This is a genomic window from Cupriavidus sp. OV096 (assembly GCF_900115455.1).
Lineage (GTDB): Bacteria > Pseudomonadota > Gammaproteobacteria > Burkholderiales > Burkholderiaceae > Cupriavidus.
The window spans coordinates 105,105-122,094 of sequence record NZ_FOWM01000003.1 but is presented as its reverse complement, the minus strand read 5'-3'; the positions used below and the strand labels follow the sequence as shown (position 1 = coordinate 122,094).

Annotated in this window: 18 protein-coding genes; 9 read left to right on the top strand and 9 right to left on the bottom strand. The window is 65.7% G+C overall.

What is annotated here, in order from left to right:
* Nucleotides 1-217: 217 nt before the first annotated feature.
* Nucleotides 218-481 (bottom strand): 30S ribosomal protein S15, encoded by a 264-nt coding sequence (gene rpsO / locus BM115_RS07830; RefSeq protein ID WP_092292379.1) that lies wholly within the window; start codon nt 479-481, stop codon nt 218-220.
* 172 nt (nt 482-653) lie between these two features.
* Nucleotides 654-1,946 carry a branched-chain amino acid ABC transporter substrate-binding protein gene (locus tag BM115_RS07825; RefSeq protein WP_092292377.1) on the bottom strand — a complete coding sequence of 431 codons (1,293 nt, stop codon included), beginning with the start codon at nt 1,944-1,946 and terminating at the stop codon, nt 654-656.
* 159 nt (nt 1,947-2,105) lie between these two features.
* On the opposite strand from BM115_RS07825, the gene BM115_RS07820 reads away from it, so the two are divergent.
* Complete coding sequence (locus tag BM115_RS07820) at nt 2,106-2,642, top strand: hypothetical protein (protein WP_092292375.1); 537 nt, start codon at nt 2,106-2,108, stop codon at nt 2,640-2,642.
* 127 nt (nt 2,643-2,769) lie between these two features.
* On the opposite strand, the gene BM115_RS07815 is transcribed toward BM115_RS07820, so the two are convergent.
* The 7 genes from BM115_RS07815 to BM115_RS07785 all read right to left on the bottom strand — a co-directional run bounded on the left by BM115_RS07815 (nt 2,770) and on the right by BM115_RS07785 (nt 10,515).
* Nucleotides 2,770-4,308, bottom strand: a complete 1,539-nt coding sequence (locus BM115_RS07815) for a 2-isopropylmalate synthase (RefSeq protein WP_092292373.1) — start codon at nt 4,306-4,308, stop codon at nt 2,770-2,772.
* 317 nt (nt 4,309-4,625) lie between these two features.
* Nucleotides 4,626-5,129, bottom strand: coding sequence for a peptidoglycan-binding protein LysM (gene lysM / locus BM115_RS07810; RefSeq protein ID WP_092292371.1), 504 nt, complete (start codon nt 5,127-5,129; stop codon nt 4,626-4,628).
* A gap of 120 nt (nt 5,130-5,249) precedes the next feature.
* Nucleotides 5,250-6,155, bottom strand: coding sequence for a CDP-diacylglycerol--serine O-phosphatidyltransferase (pssA, locus tag BM115_RS07805; RefSeq protein ID WP_092292369.1), 906 nt, complete (start codon nt 6,153-6,155; stop codon nt 5,250-5,252).
* Nucleotides 6,156-6,189: 34 nt separating this feature from the next.
* A complete protein-coding gene (locus BM115_RS07800; protein ID WP_092292367.1) occupies nt 6,190-6,852 on the bottom strand; it encodes a phosphatidylserine decarboxylase in 663 nt (220 codons plus the stop codon).
* A 263-nt stretch (nt 6,853-7,115) separates the two neighbouring features.
* Entirely contained in the window at nt 7,116-8,132 is a 1,017-nt protein-coding gene (gene ilvC, locus BM115_RS07795; RefSeq protein ID WP_092292365.1) for a ketol-acid reductoisomerase, read from the bottom strand.
* Nucleotides 8,133-8,260: 128 nt separating this feature from the next.
* Nucleotides 8,261-8,752 (bottom strand): acetolactate synthase small subunit, encoded by a 492-nt coding sequence (gene ilvN / locus BM115_RS07790; RefSeq protein ID WP_008643328.1) that lies wholly within the window; start codon nt 8,750-8,752, stop codon nt 8,261-8,263.
* Nucleotides 8,752-10,515, bottom strand: coding sequence for an acetolactate synthase 3 catalytic subunit (locus BM115_RS07785; RefSeq protein ID WP_092292363.1), 1,764 nt, complete (start codon nt 10,513-10,515; stop codon nt 8,752-8,754). The genes ilvN and BM115_RS07785 overlap by 1 nt, the downstream gene beginning before the upstream one ends.
* A gap of 348 nt (nt 10,516-10,863) precedes the next feature.
* Between BM115_RS07785 and BM115_RS07780 the strand changes: the two genes are divergently transcribed.
* From BM115_RS07780 to BM115_RS07745, 8 genes are all read left to right on the top strand, one after another.
* Nucleotides 10,864-11,430, top strand: a complete 567-nt coding sequence (locus tag BM115_RS07780; protein WP_092292361.1) for an RNA polymerase sigma factor — start codon at nt 10,864-10,866, stop codon at nt 11,428-11,430.
* Nucleotides 11,427-11,867, top strand: coding sequence for a DUF3619 family protein (locus tag BM115_RS07775; protein WP_092292359.1), 441 nt, complete (start codon nt 11,427-11,429; stop codon nt 11,865-11,867). Before BM115_RS07780 ends, BM115_RS07775 begins: the two co-directional genes overlap by 4 nt.
* A 1-nt stretch (nt 11,868) precedes the next feature.
* Nucleotides 11,869-12,678, top strand: a complete 810-nt coding sequence (locus tag BM115_RS07770) for a DUF3106 domain-containing protein (RefSeq protein ID WP_092292357.1) — start codon at nt 11,869-11,871, stop codon at nt 12,676-12,678.
* An 81-nt stretch (nt 12,679-12,759) separates the two neighbouring features.
* Nucleotides 12,760-13,329, top strand: a complete 570-nt coding sequence (locus tag BM115_RS07765; RefSeq protein ID WP_092292355.1) for an RDD family protein — start codon at nt 12,760-12,762, stop codon at nt 13,327-13,329.
* Nucleotides 13,326-14,342, top strand: a complete 1,017-nt coding sequence (locus BM115_RS07760; protein WP_092292353.1) for a lipase family alpha/beta hydrolase — start codon at nt 13,326-13,328, stop codon at nt 14,340-14,342. Before BM115_RS07765 ends, BM115_RS07760 begins: the two co-directional genes overlap by 4 nt.
* Before the next feature lie 72 nt (nt 14,343-14,414).
* Nucleotides 14,415-15,410, top strand: coding sequence for a UDP-2,3-diacylglucosamine diphosphatase (locus tag BM115_RS07755; RefSeq protein WP_092292351.1), 996 nt, complete (start codon nt 14,415-14,417; stop codon nt 15,408-15,410).
* Between the two features lie 53 nt (nt 15,411-15,463).
* Entirely contained in the window at nt 15,464-16,552 is a 1,089-nt protein-coding gene (locus tag BM115_RS07750) for a glycosyltransferase family 4 protein (RefSeq protein ID WP_092292349.1), read from the top strand.
* Complete coding sequence (locus BM115_RS07745; RefSeq protein ID WP_092292347.1) at nt 16,509-16,964, top strand: diacylglycerol kinase; 456 nt, start codon at nt 16,509-16,511, stop codon at nt 16,962-16,964. The genes BM115_RS07750 and BM115_RS07745 overlap by 44 nt, the downstream gene beginning before the upstream one ends.
* Nucleotides 16,965-16,990 lie beyond the last annotated feature (26 nt).

The window sequence follows — 16,990 nt, the reverse complement described above, 5'->3', positions numbered from 1 at the left end:
CTTACTCCGTTACACGTCTTGGCGCAACGGGCGTCCGGGCCGCTTGGCCAGGACAATTTAGTGAAGCAAACATCACAATCAACGCCGACCCAGCGGGTGTGCCGCCGGGCCAGAAAAGCAAAATGCCTGCCTCAGCAGAGCTGACGCAGGCATCGCGGCCTCACGTGAAATCGTGCAGGAACAACTTGTGCAGGATTCGTGCTGCCATCCGCAGACCTTACTTACGCAGGCCCAGCTTTTCGATCAGGGTGCGGTAACGGTCGGCGTCGTTGGCCTTGAGGTAGTCCAGCAGGCGGCGACGACGGCTCACCATGCGCAGCAAACCGCGGCGGCTGTGGTGATCCTTCATGTTGGCCTTGAAGTGGGGGGTCAGTTCGTTGATGCGGGTGGTCAACAGAGCGACCTGAACTTCGGGGCTACCCGTGTCGTTGGTGCCGCGGGCGAACTGCTTGATAACTTCGGACTTGTTGGCGATTGCCATGATGTTTTCCTTTCACTTGCGAACGCTGCAGCGCGGAATGCGCCACCTGCGTCGTGCCTTGAAGCCTGGTATGGACTGAGGCATGTGCCGTGCGCAGGGGTCCTTGCACGACAGCCGCGGATTATAGCCGAATTTGCCGGCGCGGCGAAATTCATCCCCGCGGCCTGCCTGATCAGCCCGCCGGGCGCTCCATACGGCACGTGGTGGGCAGCGTGGTCTGGGCCGTCTTGAGCTTCTTTACCGTGCGGAAGCCGTAGCCAGAGCCTTCGTTGTCGAAGCGCACGTCCCCGCCCTGCTTCGCCATGACCGAGACATAGAGCGGTTGCAGCACCTGGTGGTCGTCCGCGCGCACGGTGGCGTCGTGGAAATCGTTGGTGAAGCGCATGTTCTCGAGCGCCAGCGCCACCTTGACCGCCTCCGTGGTACCAGCCTGGGTGATGGCCCGCGCCAGCATTTCCACCATCATCTGCATGCGCAGGTGCACGTAGTCGTCGCGCGGCTCGGGGTAGCGGGTGCGGAACGCCTGGTAGAAGGCGTCGGACGCCGCGCCGCCCACGTTCGGATGCCATTCGGCCACCGCCAGCACACGGCCCACGCCGGCATCGCCCATCGCCGCCGGCGCGCCCAGGCCGTTGCCATAGAAGGTATAGAAGCGGGCGCCCAGCCCACCCTCGCGCGCGGCCTTGACCATCAGCGTCAGGTCATTGCCCCAGTTGCCGGTGATCACCGCGTCGGCGCCACTGGCCTTGATCTTGGCGATGTACGGCGCGAAATCCTTGATCTTGCCGATCGGGTGGAATTCGTCGCCCACGATCTGGAGGTCCGGCCGCTTGGCCGCCAGCATCTCACGTGCCGATTTCGCCACTTGATGGCCAAAGCTGTAGTCCTGGTCGATCAGATAGACCTTCCGCACCGCGTGTTCGCCGCGAATCGCCTCGGTCAGCGCCTGCATGCGCATGTCCGAACTCGCGTCGAAGCGGAAATGCCAGAAACTGCAATTCTCGTTGGTCAGCGCGGGATCGACGGCCGAGTAGTTGAGGAACAGCACGCGTGCGTCCGGCTGGCGCATGTTGTGGCGGTTGATCGCCGCCACGAGCGCCCCGGCCACGGCCGAGCTGTTGCCCTGCAGTACAAACGGGATGCGCTTGTCCACCAGCGAGCGGAACTGGATCAGGCTCTCATCGACATTGCCCTTGCTGTCGAACGTGACCAATTCCAGCGGCCGGGCGCCCTCGGCGGTCTTCACCCCGCCCCGCGCGTTCACGCGGTCGATGGCGATGCGCAGGTTGCGCGCCACGGCGTCCCCTGCGTTGGCGAACGGGCCGGACAGCCCCTCGATCATGCCAAGCCGGATCGGCGCGCCAGCCTCGCCCTGGGCATGCCCGCTCCCCGCCAGGCACAGCAGCGTCGCCGCCAGCCATGCACGCCACGGGCCGCGCCGCCGCCCTTTTTCCGCTCCGGACATCCTCACTCCTGTTCTACATCGCACAACAAAGGCGTGGATGGTACGGCAGTGGGGCCGATGGCGGCAATCCCACCAAAAAAGCAGCGTGTGATGCACACCAGCGCCCGAGCGGACTACACTTCCAGCATTCGTACGATTGCCAGTCGAGAAAAAAATCCCATGACCTCCCCCCTCCGCTTCGCCGGCCGCCGGCTGGCCCAGACCGTGGCCCTGGGCCTGGGTGCCGCCCTGCTCGCCGCCTGTTCCGCCCTCGCCCCGGTCGATACCGGCCTGAAACTGGTCGGCCAGCCCGAGAGCGCCGTGATGGCCACCTTCGGCAAGCCCACCGACATCTTTAAGCTCGACGACGGCACCGTGCGCTGGTTCTATTCGAAACAGCCGCTGGGCCAGGAATCGTACGCCGCTGACTTCGACAAGAATGGCAATCTGACGAATTTCCGCCAGATGCTCCGAACGCCGGAACTGTACAAGGCGCAGGTCAATGTCTGGACCAAGAAAGACGTGCTCGAGCACTTCGGTGCCCCGCGCGAGCCAAACCAGTACTTTCCGCTGATGAAACGCGAGGTGTGGAGCTACCGGTTCCGTCACGAGGACCAGTGGTACTCGCTGTTCAACTTCTATTTCGATGACGCCGGCGTGCTGCGCCAGACCCAGATCACGCCCGATCCGCTGTACGACCGCTCCGATCGTCGCTGACCCGCATCGCTTGCAATACATCGCAATCCAACGAAAAACCGCCCGTCGTCGCGGGATAGGCGACTGACGGGCGGTTGATGGTCGCGGAGGCCTTGTGAGCCCCCGGCGCCGGCACGCGGATCGGGGATCAGATCTGCGGGTTGATCTTCTGTACGGCCTTGTCGTGCAGCTTGTTCAAGGCGGCCAGGTAGGCCTTGGCCGATGCCGCGACGATGTCCGGATCGGTGCCCACGCCGTTGACGATGCGGCCGGCCTTCGACAGGCGCACGGTCACTTCGCCCTGCGCCTGTGTGCCGGTGGTGATCGCGTTCACCGAGTACAGCACCAGTTCCGCGCCGCTGTTGACCTTGCCTTCGATGGCGTGCATGGTGGCGTCCACCGGGCCATTGCCCTCGGCTTCGCCGGTCTGCTCGCTGCCATCCATATTGAATACCACGCGCGCATGCGGGCGCTCGCCGGTCTCGGAGCGCTGCGACAGCGACACGAAACGGTAGTGCTCGTTCACGTCGTGCGCCTCATCCGAGACGATGGCCATGATGTCTTCGTCGAAGATCTCGGCCTTCTGGTCGGCCAGTTCCTTGAAGCGGCCGAAGGCGGCGTTGACTTCGCTCTCGCTCTCGAGTTCGATGCCCAGCTCCTGCAGGCGCTGCTTGAACGCATTGCGGCCCGAGAGCTTGCCCAGCACGATCTTGTTGGCGCTCCAGCCCACGTCCTCCGCGCGCATGATCTCGTAGGTGTCACGCGCCTTGAGCACGCCATCCTGGTGGATGCCGGAGGCATGCGCGAAGGCGTTGGCGCCCACCACGGCCTTGTTCGGCTGCACCACGAAACCGGTGATCTGCGATACCAACTTGGATGCCGGCACGATCTGCGTGGTGTCGATGTTCACGTCCATATCGAAGTAGTCGCGGCGCGTCTTCACGGCCATTACCACCTCTTCCAGGCTCGTGTTGCCGGCCCGCTCGCCGAGGCCGTTGATCGTGCACTCGATCTGGCGCGCGCCACCCAGTTTCACGGCGGCCAGCGAGTTGGCCACGGCCATGCCCAGGTCGTTATGGCAGTGCACCGACCAGACAGCCTTGTCGGAGTTGGGGATGCGCTCGCGCACCGAGCGGATCAGGTCCGCATAGCCTTCCGGCACCGCGTAGCCCACCGTATCGGGCAGGTTGATCGTGGTCGCGCCTTCGGCAATCACGCCCTCGAGCACGCGGCAGAGGAAGTCCATGTCCGAACGGCTGCCGTCTTCTGGCGAAAATTCGATGTCGTCGGTGAACTGGCGCGCGAAGCGCACGGCCAGGCGCGCCTGCTCGTACACCTGGTCCGGCGTCATGCGCAGCTTCTTCTCCATGTGCAGCGCCGAGGTGGCGATGAACGTGTGGATCCGGAACGAGTTGGCGGGCTTGAGGGCCTCCGCGGCACGGGCGATGTCCTTGTCGTTGGCGCGGGCCAGCGAGCAGATCGTCGAATCCTTGATCACCTGGGCGATCGAGCGGATGGCTTCGAAGTCACCATTGGAACTAGCCGCAAAGCCTGCCTCGATCACATCGACCCTCAGGCGTTCCAGCTGGCGCGCGATGCGAATCTTCTCTTCGCGGGTCATCGAGGCGCCGGGCGACTGCTCGCCGTCACGCAAGGTGGTATCGAAAATGATGAGTTTGTCAGACATTTTGTGGAGCTCCTGGGCTGTACCTTGTTGTGTGCCGTGCCGTCCCGTCCTTCTTGCCGTCGGGCGTCGCAGTCCTCGAAATCGAAATGCAAAACGCCCCGGCGTGCATGGTTGCAGGCCGGGGCGTTTGAAAACTAGGAAAATTCCTGGTGATTCCGCGCTAGGGCGATAGCGTCCCTTAGCGCGCGCGCGTCCCGACCCGATGGCCTAGTAGGCCACCTAGGGTGGTGCGGGCGAGTAGGGACTGGCGCGAAATCATGTCGGGGACTATATCCGGTTTGGCGCGCGCGTGCAAGGCGGGCTGACCCGAGCCGGTTTCAGCCCTTCGGCGGAATCCGCAGTTTCTGACCCGGATAGATCTTGTCCGGGTGCGAAAGCATCGGCTTGTTCGCTTCGAAGATCTTGTTGTAGTCCGCACCGTTGCCGTAGGCGGCCTGGGCAATGGCCCAGAGCGTGTCTCCCTTGACCACGGTATGCCACTGCGATTCGGTGGACTCCACGTTGACGGACATCTTGTCCTCCACCGACTCCACGCCCTCCACGTTGCCGGCGCACAGGATGATTTTCTCCCGGGTGGCCTGGTCCGGCGCCACGCCGAACACCGTCGCCTTGCCCTGCGACCCATCCACCTGGACCATCAGCCCGGTGGCGTCGAGCCCCATCTGCTTGATGTAATTTTCGATGGCATCGCCGGCGGCGCGGTTGGCGGCCTCCAGCTTCTCTGCCGAGGCATCCGCCTTGGCCGCATCCTGCGCAGCCTTGGCCTCGCCCTTGCCGAACAGCTTTTCGCCCGCTTCCTTGATGAAGTCAAACATACCCATGACATTCTCCTGACGGTGAGTGGAACGTAATGCGTAACGCGTGATGCGTGATGCGTGATGCGGATTGGGATACCGCTGGAACGACACAGGGCGCCCGAAGACGCCCTGTTGCCATGCTTGCTAGTTACCGCCGCCGAGACCGTCGGGTCCGCCGGCGCGTGCCTTGCGTACCTCGCCCGGCTCGCCGTGCAGCGCGCGCCAGGCCCACAGCAGGTAGCCCGACACGGCATAGGCCACGAACAGCCCGAACAGCGCTACCGGCGGATCGGTGGAAACCACCACGAACAGCACCAGCACGAGCACCATCATGCCGAAGGGCACGCGGTAGCGCACGTCCAGCGCCTTGCCGCTGTAGAACGGGGCGTTGGAGACCATCGACAGGCCCGCATAGAGCGTGATCGCAAAGGCGACCCACGGCATCCACAGCTCCCTGACCGGCAGCTTGTTATCGATGACCAGCCAGACAAAGCCGGCCACCAGGGCCGCCGCGGCCGGGCTCGGCAGGCCCTGGAAGAAGCGCTTGTCCACCACGCCGATATTGGCGTTGAAGCGCGCCAGGCGCAGCGCCGCGCAGGTGCAGTAGACGAACGCGGCGATCCAGCCCCACTTGCCGAGGTCGCGCAGGATCCAGGTGTACATGACCAGCGCCGGCGCCACGCCGAACGAGGTCATGTCCGAGAGCGAGTCGTACTGCTCGCCGAATGCGCTCTGCGTGTTGGTGATGCGCGCCACGCGGCCATCCATGCCGTCCAGCACCATGGCCGCGAAGATGGCGATGGCGGCCGAGTCGAAATGGCCGTTCATCGCCGCCACGATGGCGTAGAAGCCGGCGAACAGCGCGGCCGTGGTGAACGCATTGGGCAGCAGGTAGATGCCGCGCCGGCGCGGGCGCACGTACTCGATGTCCGGCCCTTCCTCGGCCTCGTCGTAGCCAGGGTCGTTGCGCAACTGGTTGCGGCGGAACGGTCGCAGATGCGTCACGTTGCCGATGCTGACGCGCTTGTTCCGTCGATTGAAGGCACCCATGCCAGCCTCTCCTATCAGTGTGGATGGCGGCGGCTTACTGCTGCGCGCCCTGCACGTCCAGTTCGGCCAGCACGGTCGACGAGGCGGACACCTTCTCGCCAATCGTCACGCGCGGCCGGGCATCCACGGGCAGGTACACGTCCACGCGCGAGCCGAAGCGGATGAAGCCGTAGCGCTGGCCACGCGAGATCGCGTCGCCCACCTTGGTGTAGCACAGGATCCGGCGCGCCACCAGCCCGGCCACCTGGACCAGCGTGACCACCTGGCCGTCCTGCGCGCGGCGGATCACGATGGCGTTGCGCTCGTTCTCCACCGACGCCTTGTCCAGATCGGCATTGACGAACTTGCCCGGGAAGTACTCGAGCTTCTCGACCTTGCCATCCACCGACGCGCGGTTCGAATGCACGTTGAACACGTTCATGAACACGCTGATCTTCAGCGCCTCGCGCCCGGCGTACGGGTCCTGGGTCTTCTCGACCACGACGATGCGGCCGTCGGCGGGTGCCAGCACGGCGTTGGGCGTCGACGGAATCGGCCGGGGCGGATCGCGGAAGAACTGGAGCACGAAGATCGTGAGAATCCACAGCGGCAGCGCCCACCAGAAACCTGCGCTGACATGCACCAGCAGCGAGATGACGAATGCGCCGGCCAGGAATGGCCAGCCTTCACGGGCGATCAGCGGATGAGGATAGTTCATGCAAGACTTGGTCTGAAGTTCAGGTAGAAACGATACGCCATGCCGCGCCGGCGCCAGGGGCTGGCCGCCGTGGGCAATTCAGGGGTATCGCCGCGAATAATAAGAAAGATTCGAGCCAACGCCCGAAAAAAGTCCGACAAGGATAACAAAAAGCCGTCCAGCCTCCGCCAAAATGCCTCACGCAACACTGCGCGGGGCCGGCGGCGGGCTGGACGGCCGAGGGCGGCGGGCCCGGGGGCCCCGCCCTGCCAGCTGTCGTCAGCTTAGTTCTTCGACTGGTCGACCAGCTTGTTCTTGGCAATCCACGGCATCATCGCGCGCAGCTTGGCACCCACTTCCTCGATCTGGTGCTCGGACGTCAGGCGACGGCGCGAGATCAGGGTCGGGGCGCCGGCCTTGTTCTCAAGCAGGAAGCTCTTGGCGTATTCGCCGGTCTGGATGTCGGTCAGGCATTGCTTCATGGCCTTCTTGGTCTCTTCCGTCACGACGCGCGGGCCGGTGACGTATTCGCCATATTCGGCGTTGTTCGAGATCGAGTAGTTCATGTTGGCGATGCCGCCTTCGTAGATCAGGTCGACGATCAGCTTCAGCTCGTGCAGGCACTCGAAGTAGGCCATTTCTGGCGCGTAGCCGGCTTCCACCAGCGTTTCGAAGCCAGCCTTGATCAGCTCGACGGTACCGCCGCACAGCACGGCCTGCTCGCCGAACAGGTCGGTTTCGGTTTCTTCGCGGAAGTTGGTCTCGATGATGCCGGCACGGCCGCCGCCGTTGGCGGTAGCGTACGACAGCGCGATGTCACGGGCGGCGCCGGACTTGTTCTGATGCACGGCGATCAGGTGCGGCACGCCGCCACCTTGCGAGTACGTCGAGCGCACCGTGTGGCCCGGGGCCTTCGGGGCGATCATGATCACGTCCAGGTCGGCACGCGGGATCACGGCGCCGTAGTGCACGTTGAAGCCGTGCGCGAAGGCCAGGGCGGCGCCTTCCTTGATGTTGCCGTGCACTTCGTTCTTGTACACGTCGGCGATCTGCTCGTCCGGCAGCAGGATCATGACCACGTCGGCGTTCTTGACGGCCTCGCCCACTTCCTTGACCTGCAGGCCGGCGTTGACGGCCTTGTTCCACGACGCGCCGCTCTTGCGCAGACCGACCGTCACGTTCACGCCCGAATCCTTCAGGTTCAGTGCGTGGGCGTGGCCTTGCGAGCCGTAGCCGATGATGGTGACGTTCTTGCCCTTGATCAGGGAGAGGTCGGCGTCCTTGTCGTAAAACACTTTCATGATGATTCCTTCGATTTTCTAAGTCTGCGTATAAGGGGTGGCGGCGTGGCGCGGGCGTTGGTTCCGATTCACGCGTCGCGCCGCCGGGGATACTGCGATTGGCTTGTGGCCGCTGCCGGGTGCGCCGGTCAGACCTTCAGGATGCGTTCGCCGCGGCCGATGCCGGAACCGCCCGTACGGACGGTTTCCAGGATCGCGGTGCGGTCGATGGCATCGAGGAACGCATCCAGCTTGCCGCCGTTGCCGGTCAGCTCGATGGTGTACGTCTTCTCGGTCACGTCGATGATGCGGCCCCGAAAGATGTCGGCGGTGCGCTTCATTTCCTCGCGCTCCTTGCCCACCGCGCGCACCTTCACGAGCATCAGCTCGCGCTCGATGTGCGCGCCTTCCGTCAGGTCCACCACCTTGACCACTTCCACCAGGCGGTTCAGGTGCTTGGTGATCTGTTCGATCACGTCGTCCGAACCGGTGGTGACAATGGTCATCCGCGACAGCGACGCATCCTCGGTGGGGGCCACCGTGAGCGTCTCGATGTTGTAGCCGCGCGCCGAAAACAGCCCCACCACGCGCGACAGCGCGCCGGGTTCGTTTTCCAGCAGGACCGAAATAATGTGTCGCATTACAGGTCCTCCGCGCCGAGCAGCATTTCGGAGATGCCCTTGCCCGCCTGGACCATCGGCCACACGTTCTCCGTGGGGTCGGTCTGGAAGTCCAGGAACACGGTGCGGTCCTTGAGGCGGAACGCCTCGCGCAGCGCCGGCTCCACATCGGCCGTCTTTTCCACGCGGATACCCACGTGGCCGAAGGCCTCGGCCAGCTTGACGAAGTCAGGCAGCGCGGTCATGTAGGAGTGCGAGTAGCGGTTGTCGTACTCGATCTCCTGCCACTGGCGCACCATGCCCAGATAGCCGTTGTTCAGCGAGCAGATCTTGACCGGGGTGTCGTACTGGAGGCAGGTGGACAGTTCCTGGATGCACATCTGGATCGAGCCTTCGCCCGTGATGGTCACCACTTCCTTGTCCGGGAACGCCTTCTTGATGCCCATGGCGTACGGCAGGCCCACGCCCATCGTGCCCAGGCCGCCGGAGTTGATCCACCGGCGCGGCTCGTTGAACTTGTAGAACTGCGCGGCCCACATCTGATGCTGGCCCACGTCGGAGCAGATGAAGGCGTCGCCCTTGGTCAGTTCCCAGATCTTTTCCACCACGTACTGCGGCTTGATGATCTCGCTCTTGCGGTCGTACTTGAGGCAGTCCACCGAGCGCCATTGCTCGATCTGGTCCCACCACTTGGCCAGGGCCTCGCGCTTGGGCTTGACGTCGCTGGCCTGCAGCTGGGCGATCAGTTCCTGGAGCACGTCCTTGACGTTGCCGACGATGGGAATGTCGACCTTCACGCGCTTCGAGATCGACGAGGGGTCGATATCGATATGGATGATCTTGCGCGCCTGCGCGGTGAAGTGCGCCGGGTTGCCGATCACGCGGTCGTCGAAGCGGGCGCCGATGGCGATCAGCACGTCGCAGTTCTGCATGGCCATATTGGCTTCATACGTCCCGTGCATGCCGAGCATGCCGAGGAACTGCTTGTGCGTGCCCGGGAACGCGCCCAGGCCCATCAGCGTGTTGGTGACCGGATGGCCCGTGATGGCGGCCAACTGGCGCAGCTCATCGCTGGCATTGGCCAGCACCACGCCGCCGCCCGTATAGATATACGGACGCTCGGCGCCCTGCAGCAGCGCGACAGCCTTGCGGATCTGGCCCGAGTGCCCCTTGTTCACGGGGTTGTACGAGCGCATGTCGATCGTCTTCGGGTACTCGTACTTACACGAGTTCCGCGACACGTCCTTCGGAATGTCGACCACCACGGGGCCGGGACGGCCGGTGGCGGCGATGAAGAACGCCTTCTTGATCGTCGCGGCGAGGTCGCGCACATCCTTCACGAGGAAGTTGTGCTTGACGATCGGGCGCGTGATGCCGACGGTGTCGCATTCCTGGAAGGCATCCTGGCCGATGGCATGGGTCGGCACGTTGCCGGTGATCACCACCATCGGGATCGAGTCCAGGTAGGCGGTGGCGATGCCGGTCACGGCATTGGTCACGCCCGGGCCGGAAGTCACCAGGGCGACGCCGACCTTGCCCGTGGCGCGCGCGTAACCATCCGCGGCATGGACCGCAGCCTGCTCGTGGCGCACCAGGATGTGCTCGAACTTCTTTTGCTTGTGGAGTTCGTCGTAGATGTACAGCACCGCGCCGCCGGGGTAGCCCCAGACGTATTCGACGCCTTCTTCGGCGAGTGCGTGACAGAGAATTTCCGCACCGATCATTTCGGGTGCGGCAGATGAATTGCTGTCTGCGTGGGAGAATTCCGCGCTGGGCATGTTCATTTCAGTCCTTTGCAATTTTCGGCAAAAAATTGTTTGGATGCTCTCTGCCGGGCTTGTGGCTCGGGTTCAAGCGGTGCGCGTCTGCATGAAGAGACCGCCTTATAAGCGGTCTGATGAGACAACCACTGATGTCGTGTGAACCGATGATGATACTGCAATGCACCAGCGTGGTCTATGGCCCCCTGGAGACTTTTTTGCAGACGCACCACGATGGCGCAACGGCCGCAAGCGACCCCTCCGTCATATTGTCTGCAAACTAATACAGCATCGCCCAAGCCGGCTGTTTTTTGCTAGCATCGCAGACATTTGCGACCCGCCGCGCGACTTTCGCGGCACATTCCTGCCTGCATGGCCACTGACCAGGAACTCTCAGACTTTCTCTCCAGCGTGGAACGACGTGCCTTCAAGCAGGCCGTATTCGCCGTGCGGGATGACGAAGCCGCGCTGGACATCGTGCAGGACGCCATGATCAAGCTGGCCGAAAAGTACGGCGACAAGCATGCCGCCGAGCTGGCGCCGCTGTTCCAGCGCATCCTGCAGAACACGATCCACGACTATTTCCGCCGCCAGAAAGTACGCAACACGTGGGTAACCCTGTTCTCGAACCTGCGCGACGACCGCGAAGGCGATGACAACGACCTGCTGGAAACTCTCGAGGCCCAGGCTGGGTCAGAATCCGCGGAAAGCAGCGCCGACAAGGTCGAGCGGGCACAGGTCATGCACATCATCGAGCAGGAAATCCAGCGTCTGCCCACGCGTCAACGCGAAGCTTTCCTGATGCGTTACTGGGAGGATATGGACGTGGCCGAGACGGCAGCCGCGATGGGCTGCTCGGAAGGCAGCGTCAAGACGCACTGTTCCCGTGCAACGCACACACTGGCGCAGGCCTTGCGCGCACGGGGGGTCCGACTATGAGCCGAAACGAACGAGATATACAGGAACGCCGCTTCGCCCGCGAGATCCGCTCGGCACTCGATGCCTCGGCGGATGCCGTGCCGGCGGACATTGCCGAACGGCTCGCCGCCGCGCGGCGCATGGCGCTGGCCGCGAAGAAAGCCGCCGCACCGGCCACGGTGCCACAATTCGCCCTGCCCGGCGGCCATGGCGCCATCTTCGACGATGAAGACGACTCGCCGCTGCACCGCGCTGGCGCATGGTTGCGCCGGCTCGCCCTGCTTTGGACGCTGGTGGCGCTGGTGGTCGGCGTGACCGGCATCTACCAGTGGCAGCAGCAGAAGCGCGTGGAGGAGCTGGCCGACGTGGACGCCGCCATGCTGCTGGACGACCTGCCGCCCACGGCCTACGCCGACCAGGGCTTCCACGTGTTCCTCAAGCACGACCGCGATCAATAGGATGGCGCGCGCTCACTTCCGCTCCGACGCCTCACCGCGCCGGCTGGCCCGATTCACCGCGCTGTGCGCCAGCCTTGGCGCCGTGGTTGCGCTGGCCTCGGGCGAGTTGACGCAGGCCGCCGAAGCCCACGAGGTCCGTGCGGGCGCCTCGGCGCCGGCCGTGGTCCATGTGCATCCGACCTGGGTCGAACTGACCCCGACGCACCAGCAGATCCTCGCCCCGCTGCGCCCGCTCTGGGACACCATCCCCGAACTCAACCGCCGCAAGTGGCAGCGTATTGCCGATCGCTACCCGTCGCTGAAGCCCGAGGAACAGGCCCGGCTGCAGGAACGGATGGCCGAATGGGTCAAGATGACGCCGCAGGAACGCCGCGTGGCGCGCGAGAACTACCAGATCACCCGTACGGTGCCGGCCGAGAAGAAGGCCGATGCGTGGGATCGCTATCAACAGCTTCCCGAGGCGCAGAAGAAGGAACTGGCGGCAGCCGAGAAGGTGCCGCGCCGCCCCGGCGCAGTGAGCGGCCTGCCTTCCGGCAAGCGTCTGCCGACCGATTCCGGCCACCAGATCCGCGTCAATAAACCCGCCAGCGATGCCGCCGCGCTGCCCCCAGCGCTGACAGCATCGACACCGGCGTCGCCGGCCTCGGCACCGGTCGCCGCCGCACCCGTGCCGGTCACGCCCGCAACGCCGCCGGAAGTTGCGGCTTCGGCACCCGCAGCACAACCGGCCACCGAGTCGCTTTCGCCGCCGGTCACCGGCGAGGCGGCGACCGACATCCCGATCAGTCCGCCCGACTCCCCCCGCCAGTAACACCTTTCCCGGCCACCTTCCCGGCCGCGCGGCGCGCCGCCCCGGATTTGGCATAATTGCCGCTCACCCGGAACCCGCGCCATGCCTGCCGCCAGCCCTGCCTCCCCCGCTTCTCCCGCTTCCATGCCGTCGCGCGCCCCGCGCACGCCCACGCTGCGCCGCCGCCTGACCTGCATGCTCTATGAGGGCGTGCTGCTGTTCGGCGTGCTGATGGCCGCCAGCGCGGTCTATCTGCTGGCGCGCCCGGTGCTCCAGCGCCTCGGTATCGACCAGCCCTATGTCGATCAGGCCTGGATGTTCGTCGTACTGGCCTGCTATTTCACGTGGTTCTGGCAGCGCAACGGCCAGACGCTGGCGATGCAGACGTGGCGCATCCGCCTCGAGACGGCTGCCGGCCAGCCGCCGCACTGGACCCGCGCGCTGCTGCGCTATGTGCTGGCCTGGCTGTGGCTGCCGCCCGCGGCGGCGGTCGGCCATGCGCTCGGGCTCACGCGCGGGCCGTTCGTCGGCGCGCTGGTGGCCGGTCTGCTGGTGTGGATTGCGCTGGCGTGGCTCGACCCGCGCCGCCAGTTCCTGCATGACCGGCTGGCCGGCACGCGCCTGATTGACCTGCGTGATCTGCGCGACCCGCGCCCGGCCGCGAAGTCATGAGCCTGACGGCGGCCGCCCTGCGCCGCGTGGCTGTGGCCGCGCAGACGCTGGCGGCCGGCGGCCTCGCAGCAGGTTTGGCCGAAGGGGCCGGCTGGCCGTGGCCGCTCGCCATCGGCGCGGCGCTGCTGGCCGTGCTGGTGGGCTTCGGTATCGGCGTCGGGATTGCTTTTGTCGCCACGCTGGGCGGCGCCGGCATCGCGCTGGATGCACGCCTTCCCCATCCCTCCGACACGCCCCCGCGCCAGCCGCTCGGCCTCTCCGGCGCGCTCGCCTGCTATCTTTCGGAATGCCGCGCGGTCTTCCGCATGTTCAACTGGCTCCAGCCATTCCGCTCGCGCATCACCTTTGACTCGCCCGCCAATGCCGACGCGCCGACGGTGCTGCTCGTACACGGCTACGGCTGCAATCACGCGATCTGGCTTGACATGGCGCCCACGCTGGCCGCCGCCGGCTATCGCTGCGAAGGGATCGACCTCGAACCCGTGCTGGGCGATATCGACGACTACGCGCCGACCCTGCTCGCCCGCATGCGCGGGATCGCCGCGCGCACGGGCCAGGCGCCGCTCGTGGTCTGCCACAGCATGGGCGGACTCGCCGCACGGGCCGCGCAGGTGCTAGCGTTGCGGGAGAGCGATGATCCGCCCTGCTCAGGCATCGTCACCCTTGGCTCGCCCCATCACGGCTGCGCCCTCGCCCGCTTCGGCGGCGGCCGCAATGCGCGGCAGATGCGCTGGCACAGCCCGTGGCTGAAGGCGTTGGCGCTGGCTGAGACGCCGGCCTTGCGCGCGCGCATCGTCTCGGTGTTCAGTTGGCACGACTCCATCGCCGGGCCCCCGGGCACCTCCTGGCTCGACGGCGCGCGCAACGTGCCGCTGGCCGGCATCGGCCATGTTTCCCTGCTGCGCCACCCGCGCGCCGTGGACGCCACGCTGGCCGCCCTCGCCTCGCTACGCACCCCGGCGCCACAACAAACCCCACAACAAACCCCGCAGCGCACCTCGATCTTCATGTGACATTCATGTTTCCGTCACGGCACCGTCACGCGGCAAGGGCTCAATGCACCCATCGCCGATACCGGGGCCGCCATGGTTCAAGCTCTCCAGTTTGCTCGGGGGCGTCTGTCGAGGGCCGCGCAACGCCTGCGCGGCAAGCCTGACACCACGCTCTCGCTGTCCGCCGCACTGGCGGCCTTCATGCCGCCGCCGACGGAACTGTCACCGGCCGCTCCCGCCGCCCCAGCCTTCCACGCCGAATCGGGCAACCGCCCCGCCTCCGCTTCGGAACCTCCCACACATCGCTACCGCGCCATCTGGCTGTCCGATATCCATCTCGGCACGCCCGGTTGCCAGGCCACGTATCTGCTCGATTTCCTGAAGCACAACGAGTCCGACGTGCTCTATCTGGTAGGCGACATCATCGACGGCTGGCAGCTGCGCCGTGGCTGGTACTGGCCGCAGAGCCACAACGACGTGGTGCAGAAGCTGCTGCGCAAGGCGCGCAAGGGCACGGAAGTGATCTACGTGCCCGGCAACCACGACGAAGTGGCGCGCCAGTTCGACGGCATGGCTTTCGGCGACATCACCGTGCGCGAGGACGCCATCCACGTGACCGCCACCGGCCGCCGGCTCTGGGTGGTGCATGGCGATTTGTTCGACGGCGTGGTGCAGCACGCGCGCTGGCTGGCGTACCTGGGCGACTCGCTGTACACGATGATCCTGGCGCTGAATCGCCATTTCAACCGCATCCGCACCCGGCTCGGCTTCGAGTACTGGTCGATCTCGCAATTCCTGAAGCATCAGGTCAAGAACGCGGTCAGCTACATCAACTCGTTCGAGCACGCGATGGTGGACGAGGCGCGCCGGCGCGGCTGCGACGGCGTGGTCTGCGGCCACATCCACAAGGCGGAGATCCGCGAGGTGGACGGCCAGCTCTACTGCAACGACGGCGACTGGGTGGAAAGCCTCTCGGCGCTGGTCGAGACCATGGAAGGCGAGCTCAAGATCGTCTACTGGACCACGCTGCTCGATCCGCCCGAGCCAGTGGGACGCCGGCGCCGCCGCGCCACCGAGATGGCGCTTTGACACGCCCCGCCCCCACGACACCTCACCCGGCCACACTGCCGCAAGGAGATTCGATGCGAGTCATGATTGTCACGGATGCCTGGGAGCCCCAGGTCAACGGCGTGGTGCGCACGCTCAAGTCCACGCGCCGCGAACTGGAGGCGATGGGCCACACGGTGGACCTGCTGACGCCGCTGGAATTCCGCACCGTGCCATGCCCGACGTACCCGGAAATCCGCCTGTCGCTGCTGCCGACGGCCAAGGTACGCGCCCGCATCGACGCCTTCCGCCCGGAGGCCCTGCACATCGCCACCGAAGGCCCGCTCGGCCTGGCCGCGCGCCGCTACGCCATGCGCCACGGCCTGCCGTTCACCACGGCCTACCACACGCGCTTCCCGGAGTACGTGCAGGCCCGCTTCGGCGTTCCGCTGGCCTGGACCTACCGCTTCCTGCGCTGGTTCCATGGTCCAGCGCGTGCTGTGATGGCGCCCACGCCGGTGGTGCTGCACGACCTGCACCAGTACGGCATCACCCACGGCGTGCTGTGGACGCGCGGCGTGGACCTCGACGTCTTCACCGCCGAGCGCGCCAACGTGCTCAACACCGCCCACCCGATCTTCCTCTACGTGGGCCGCGTGGCCGTGGAGAAGAACGTCGAGGCCTTCCTCCAACTCGACTTGCCCGGCTCGAAATGGGTGGTGGGCGATGGCCCGGCGCTGGCCGGCCTGAAGGCGCGCTATCCGTCCGCCAGCTATCTCGGCGTGCTCGAGCAGCCCGATCTGGCCAAGGTGTATGCTTCTGCCGATGTCTTCGTGTTCCCGAGCCGCACCGATACCTTCGGGTTGGTGCTGCTGGAAGCGCTGGCGAGCGGCCTGCCCGTGGCGGCGTACCCGGTTACCGGGCCGATCGATGTGCTGGGCGACAGCCCGGCCGGCGTGATGCACGAGGATTTGCGCGAAGCCTGCCTCGAGGCGCTGCGCATCGACCGCGTCACCGCTCGCGCCCACGCCGAGAAGTTCTCGTGGCGCGCGGCGTCCGAGCAGTTCCTCGCTCACCTGCGGCCGTTGCCAGCGTCGGCAGCCCCCCAAGACACCACGGCTCCCACCGCTGCGCACGATCATGCCAAAACCGCATCCCCCGCTGCCGTCCGCTCCGGAGACTGAGTACTCGGTCGAGAACAACCCCCACAAAGGCAATCGCGGTATCCGCCGCGCCTGGCACGCGGCGATCAACTCGCTGTCCGGCCTGCGCTACGCGGTGCTCGAAGAGAGCGCGTTCCGGCAGGAACTGACGCTGGTGGTGATTTTCACGCCATGCGCGTTCCTGCTGCCGATCTCGGCGGTCGAACGGATATTGCTGCTGGGGACGCTGCTGCTGGTGCTGATCGTGGAATTGCTGAATTCCAGCGTGGAGGCCGCCGTGGACCGGATTTCGCTCGAGCGGCACAGCCTGTCGAAGCGCGCCAAGGACTTTGGCAGCGCGGCGGTCATGCTGGCGCTCGTGCTGTGCGGCGGCACCTGGATCGCCATCGGCGGGCCGCACGTGGTGCGGTGGATCGGCGGCTGGCTGGGTTAGTTAGCCGCTAATCAGGGCGAGTCGGG

Excerpts from the sequence above, each read along its gene's own strand:
- BM115_RS07780 (WP_092292361.1), top strand. The coding sequence starts at position 10,864 with ATGGCCACTGACCAGGAACTCTCAGACTTTCTCTCCAGCGTGGAACGA.
- BM115_RS07815 (WP_092292373.1), bottom strand. The coding sequence starts at position 4,308 with ATGTCTGACAAACTCATCATTTTCGATACCACCTTGCGTGACGGCGAG.
- BM115_RS07750 (WP_092292349.1), top strand. The coding sequence starts at position 15,464 with ATGCGAGTCATGATTGTCACGGATGCCTGGGAGCCCCAGGTCAACGGC.
- BM115_RS07800 (WP_092292367.1), bottom strand. The coding sequence starts at position 6,852 with ATGAACTATCCTCATCCGCTGATCGCCCGTGAAGGCTGGCCATTCCTG.
- pssA (WP_092292369.1), bottom strand. The coding sequence starts at position 6,155 with ATGGGTGCCTTCAATCGACGGAACAAGCGCGTCAGCATCGGCAACGTG.
- BM115_RS07765 (WP_092292355.1), top strand. The coding sequence starts at position 12,760 with ATGCCTGCCGCCAGCCCTGCCTCCCCCGCTTCTCCCGCTTCCATGCCG.
- BM115_RS07775 (WP_092292359.1), top strand. The coding sequence starts at position 11,427 with ATGAGCCGAAACGAACGAGATATACAGGAACGCCGCTTCGCCCGCGAG.
- BM115_RS07825 (WP_092292377.1), bottom strand. The coding sequence starts at position 1,946 with ATGTCCGGAGCGGAAAAAGGGCGGCGGCGCGGCCCGTGGCGTGCATGG.
- BM115_RS07820 (WP_092292375.1), top strand. The coding sequence starts at position 2,106 with ATGACCTCCCCCCTCCGCTTCGCCGGCCGCCGGCTGGCCCAGACCGTG.
- BM115_RS07770 (WP_092292357.1), top strand. The coding sequence starts at position 11,869 with ATGGCGCGCGCTCACTTCCGCTCCGACGCCTCACCGCGCCGGCTGGCC.
- ilvN (WP_008643328.1), bottom strand. The coding sequence starts at position 8,752 with ATGCGACACATTATTTCGGTCCTGCTGGAAAACGAACCCGGCGCGCTG.
- lysM (WP_092292371.1), bottom strand. The coding sequence starts at position 5,129 with ATGGGTATGTTTGACTTCATCAAGGAAGCGGGCGAAAAGCTGTTCGGC.
- rpsO (WP_092292379.1), bottom strand. The coding sequence starts at position 481 with ATGGCAATCGCCAACAAGTCCGAAGTTATCAAGCAGTTCGCCCGCGGC.
- BM115_RS07760 (WP_092292353.1), top strand. The coding sequence starts at position 13,326 with ATGAGCCTGACGGCGGCCGCCCTGCGCCGCGTGGCTGTGGCCGCGCAG.
- BM115_RS07745 (WP_092292347.1), top strand. The coding sequence starts at position 16,509 with ATGCCAAAACCGCATCCCCCGCTGCCGTCCGCTCCGGAGACTGAGTAC.
- BM115_RS07785 (WP_092292363.1), bottom strand. The coding sequence starts at position 10,515 with ATGAACATGCCCAGCGCGGAATTCTCCCACGCAGACAGCAATTCATCT.
- ilvC (WP_092292365.1), bottom strand. The coding sequence starts at position 8,132 with ATGAAAGTGTTTTACGACAAGGACGCCGACCTCTCCCTGATCAAGGGC.
- BM115_RS07755 (WP_092292351.1), top strand. The coding sequence starts at position 14,415 with ATGGTTCAAGCTCTCCAGTTTGCTCGGGGGCGTCTGTCGAGGGCCGCG.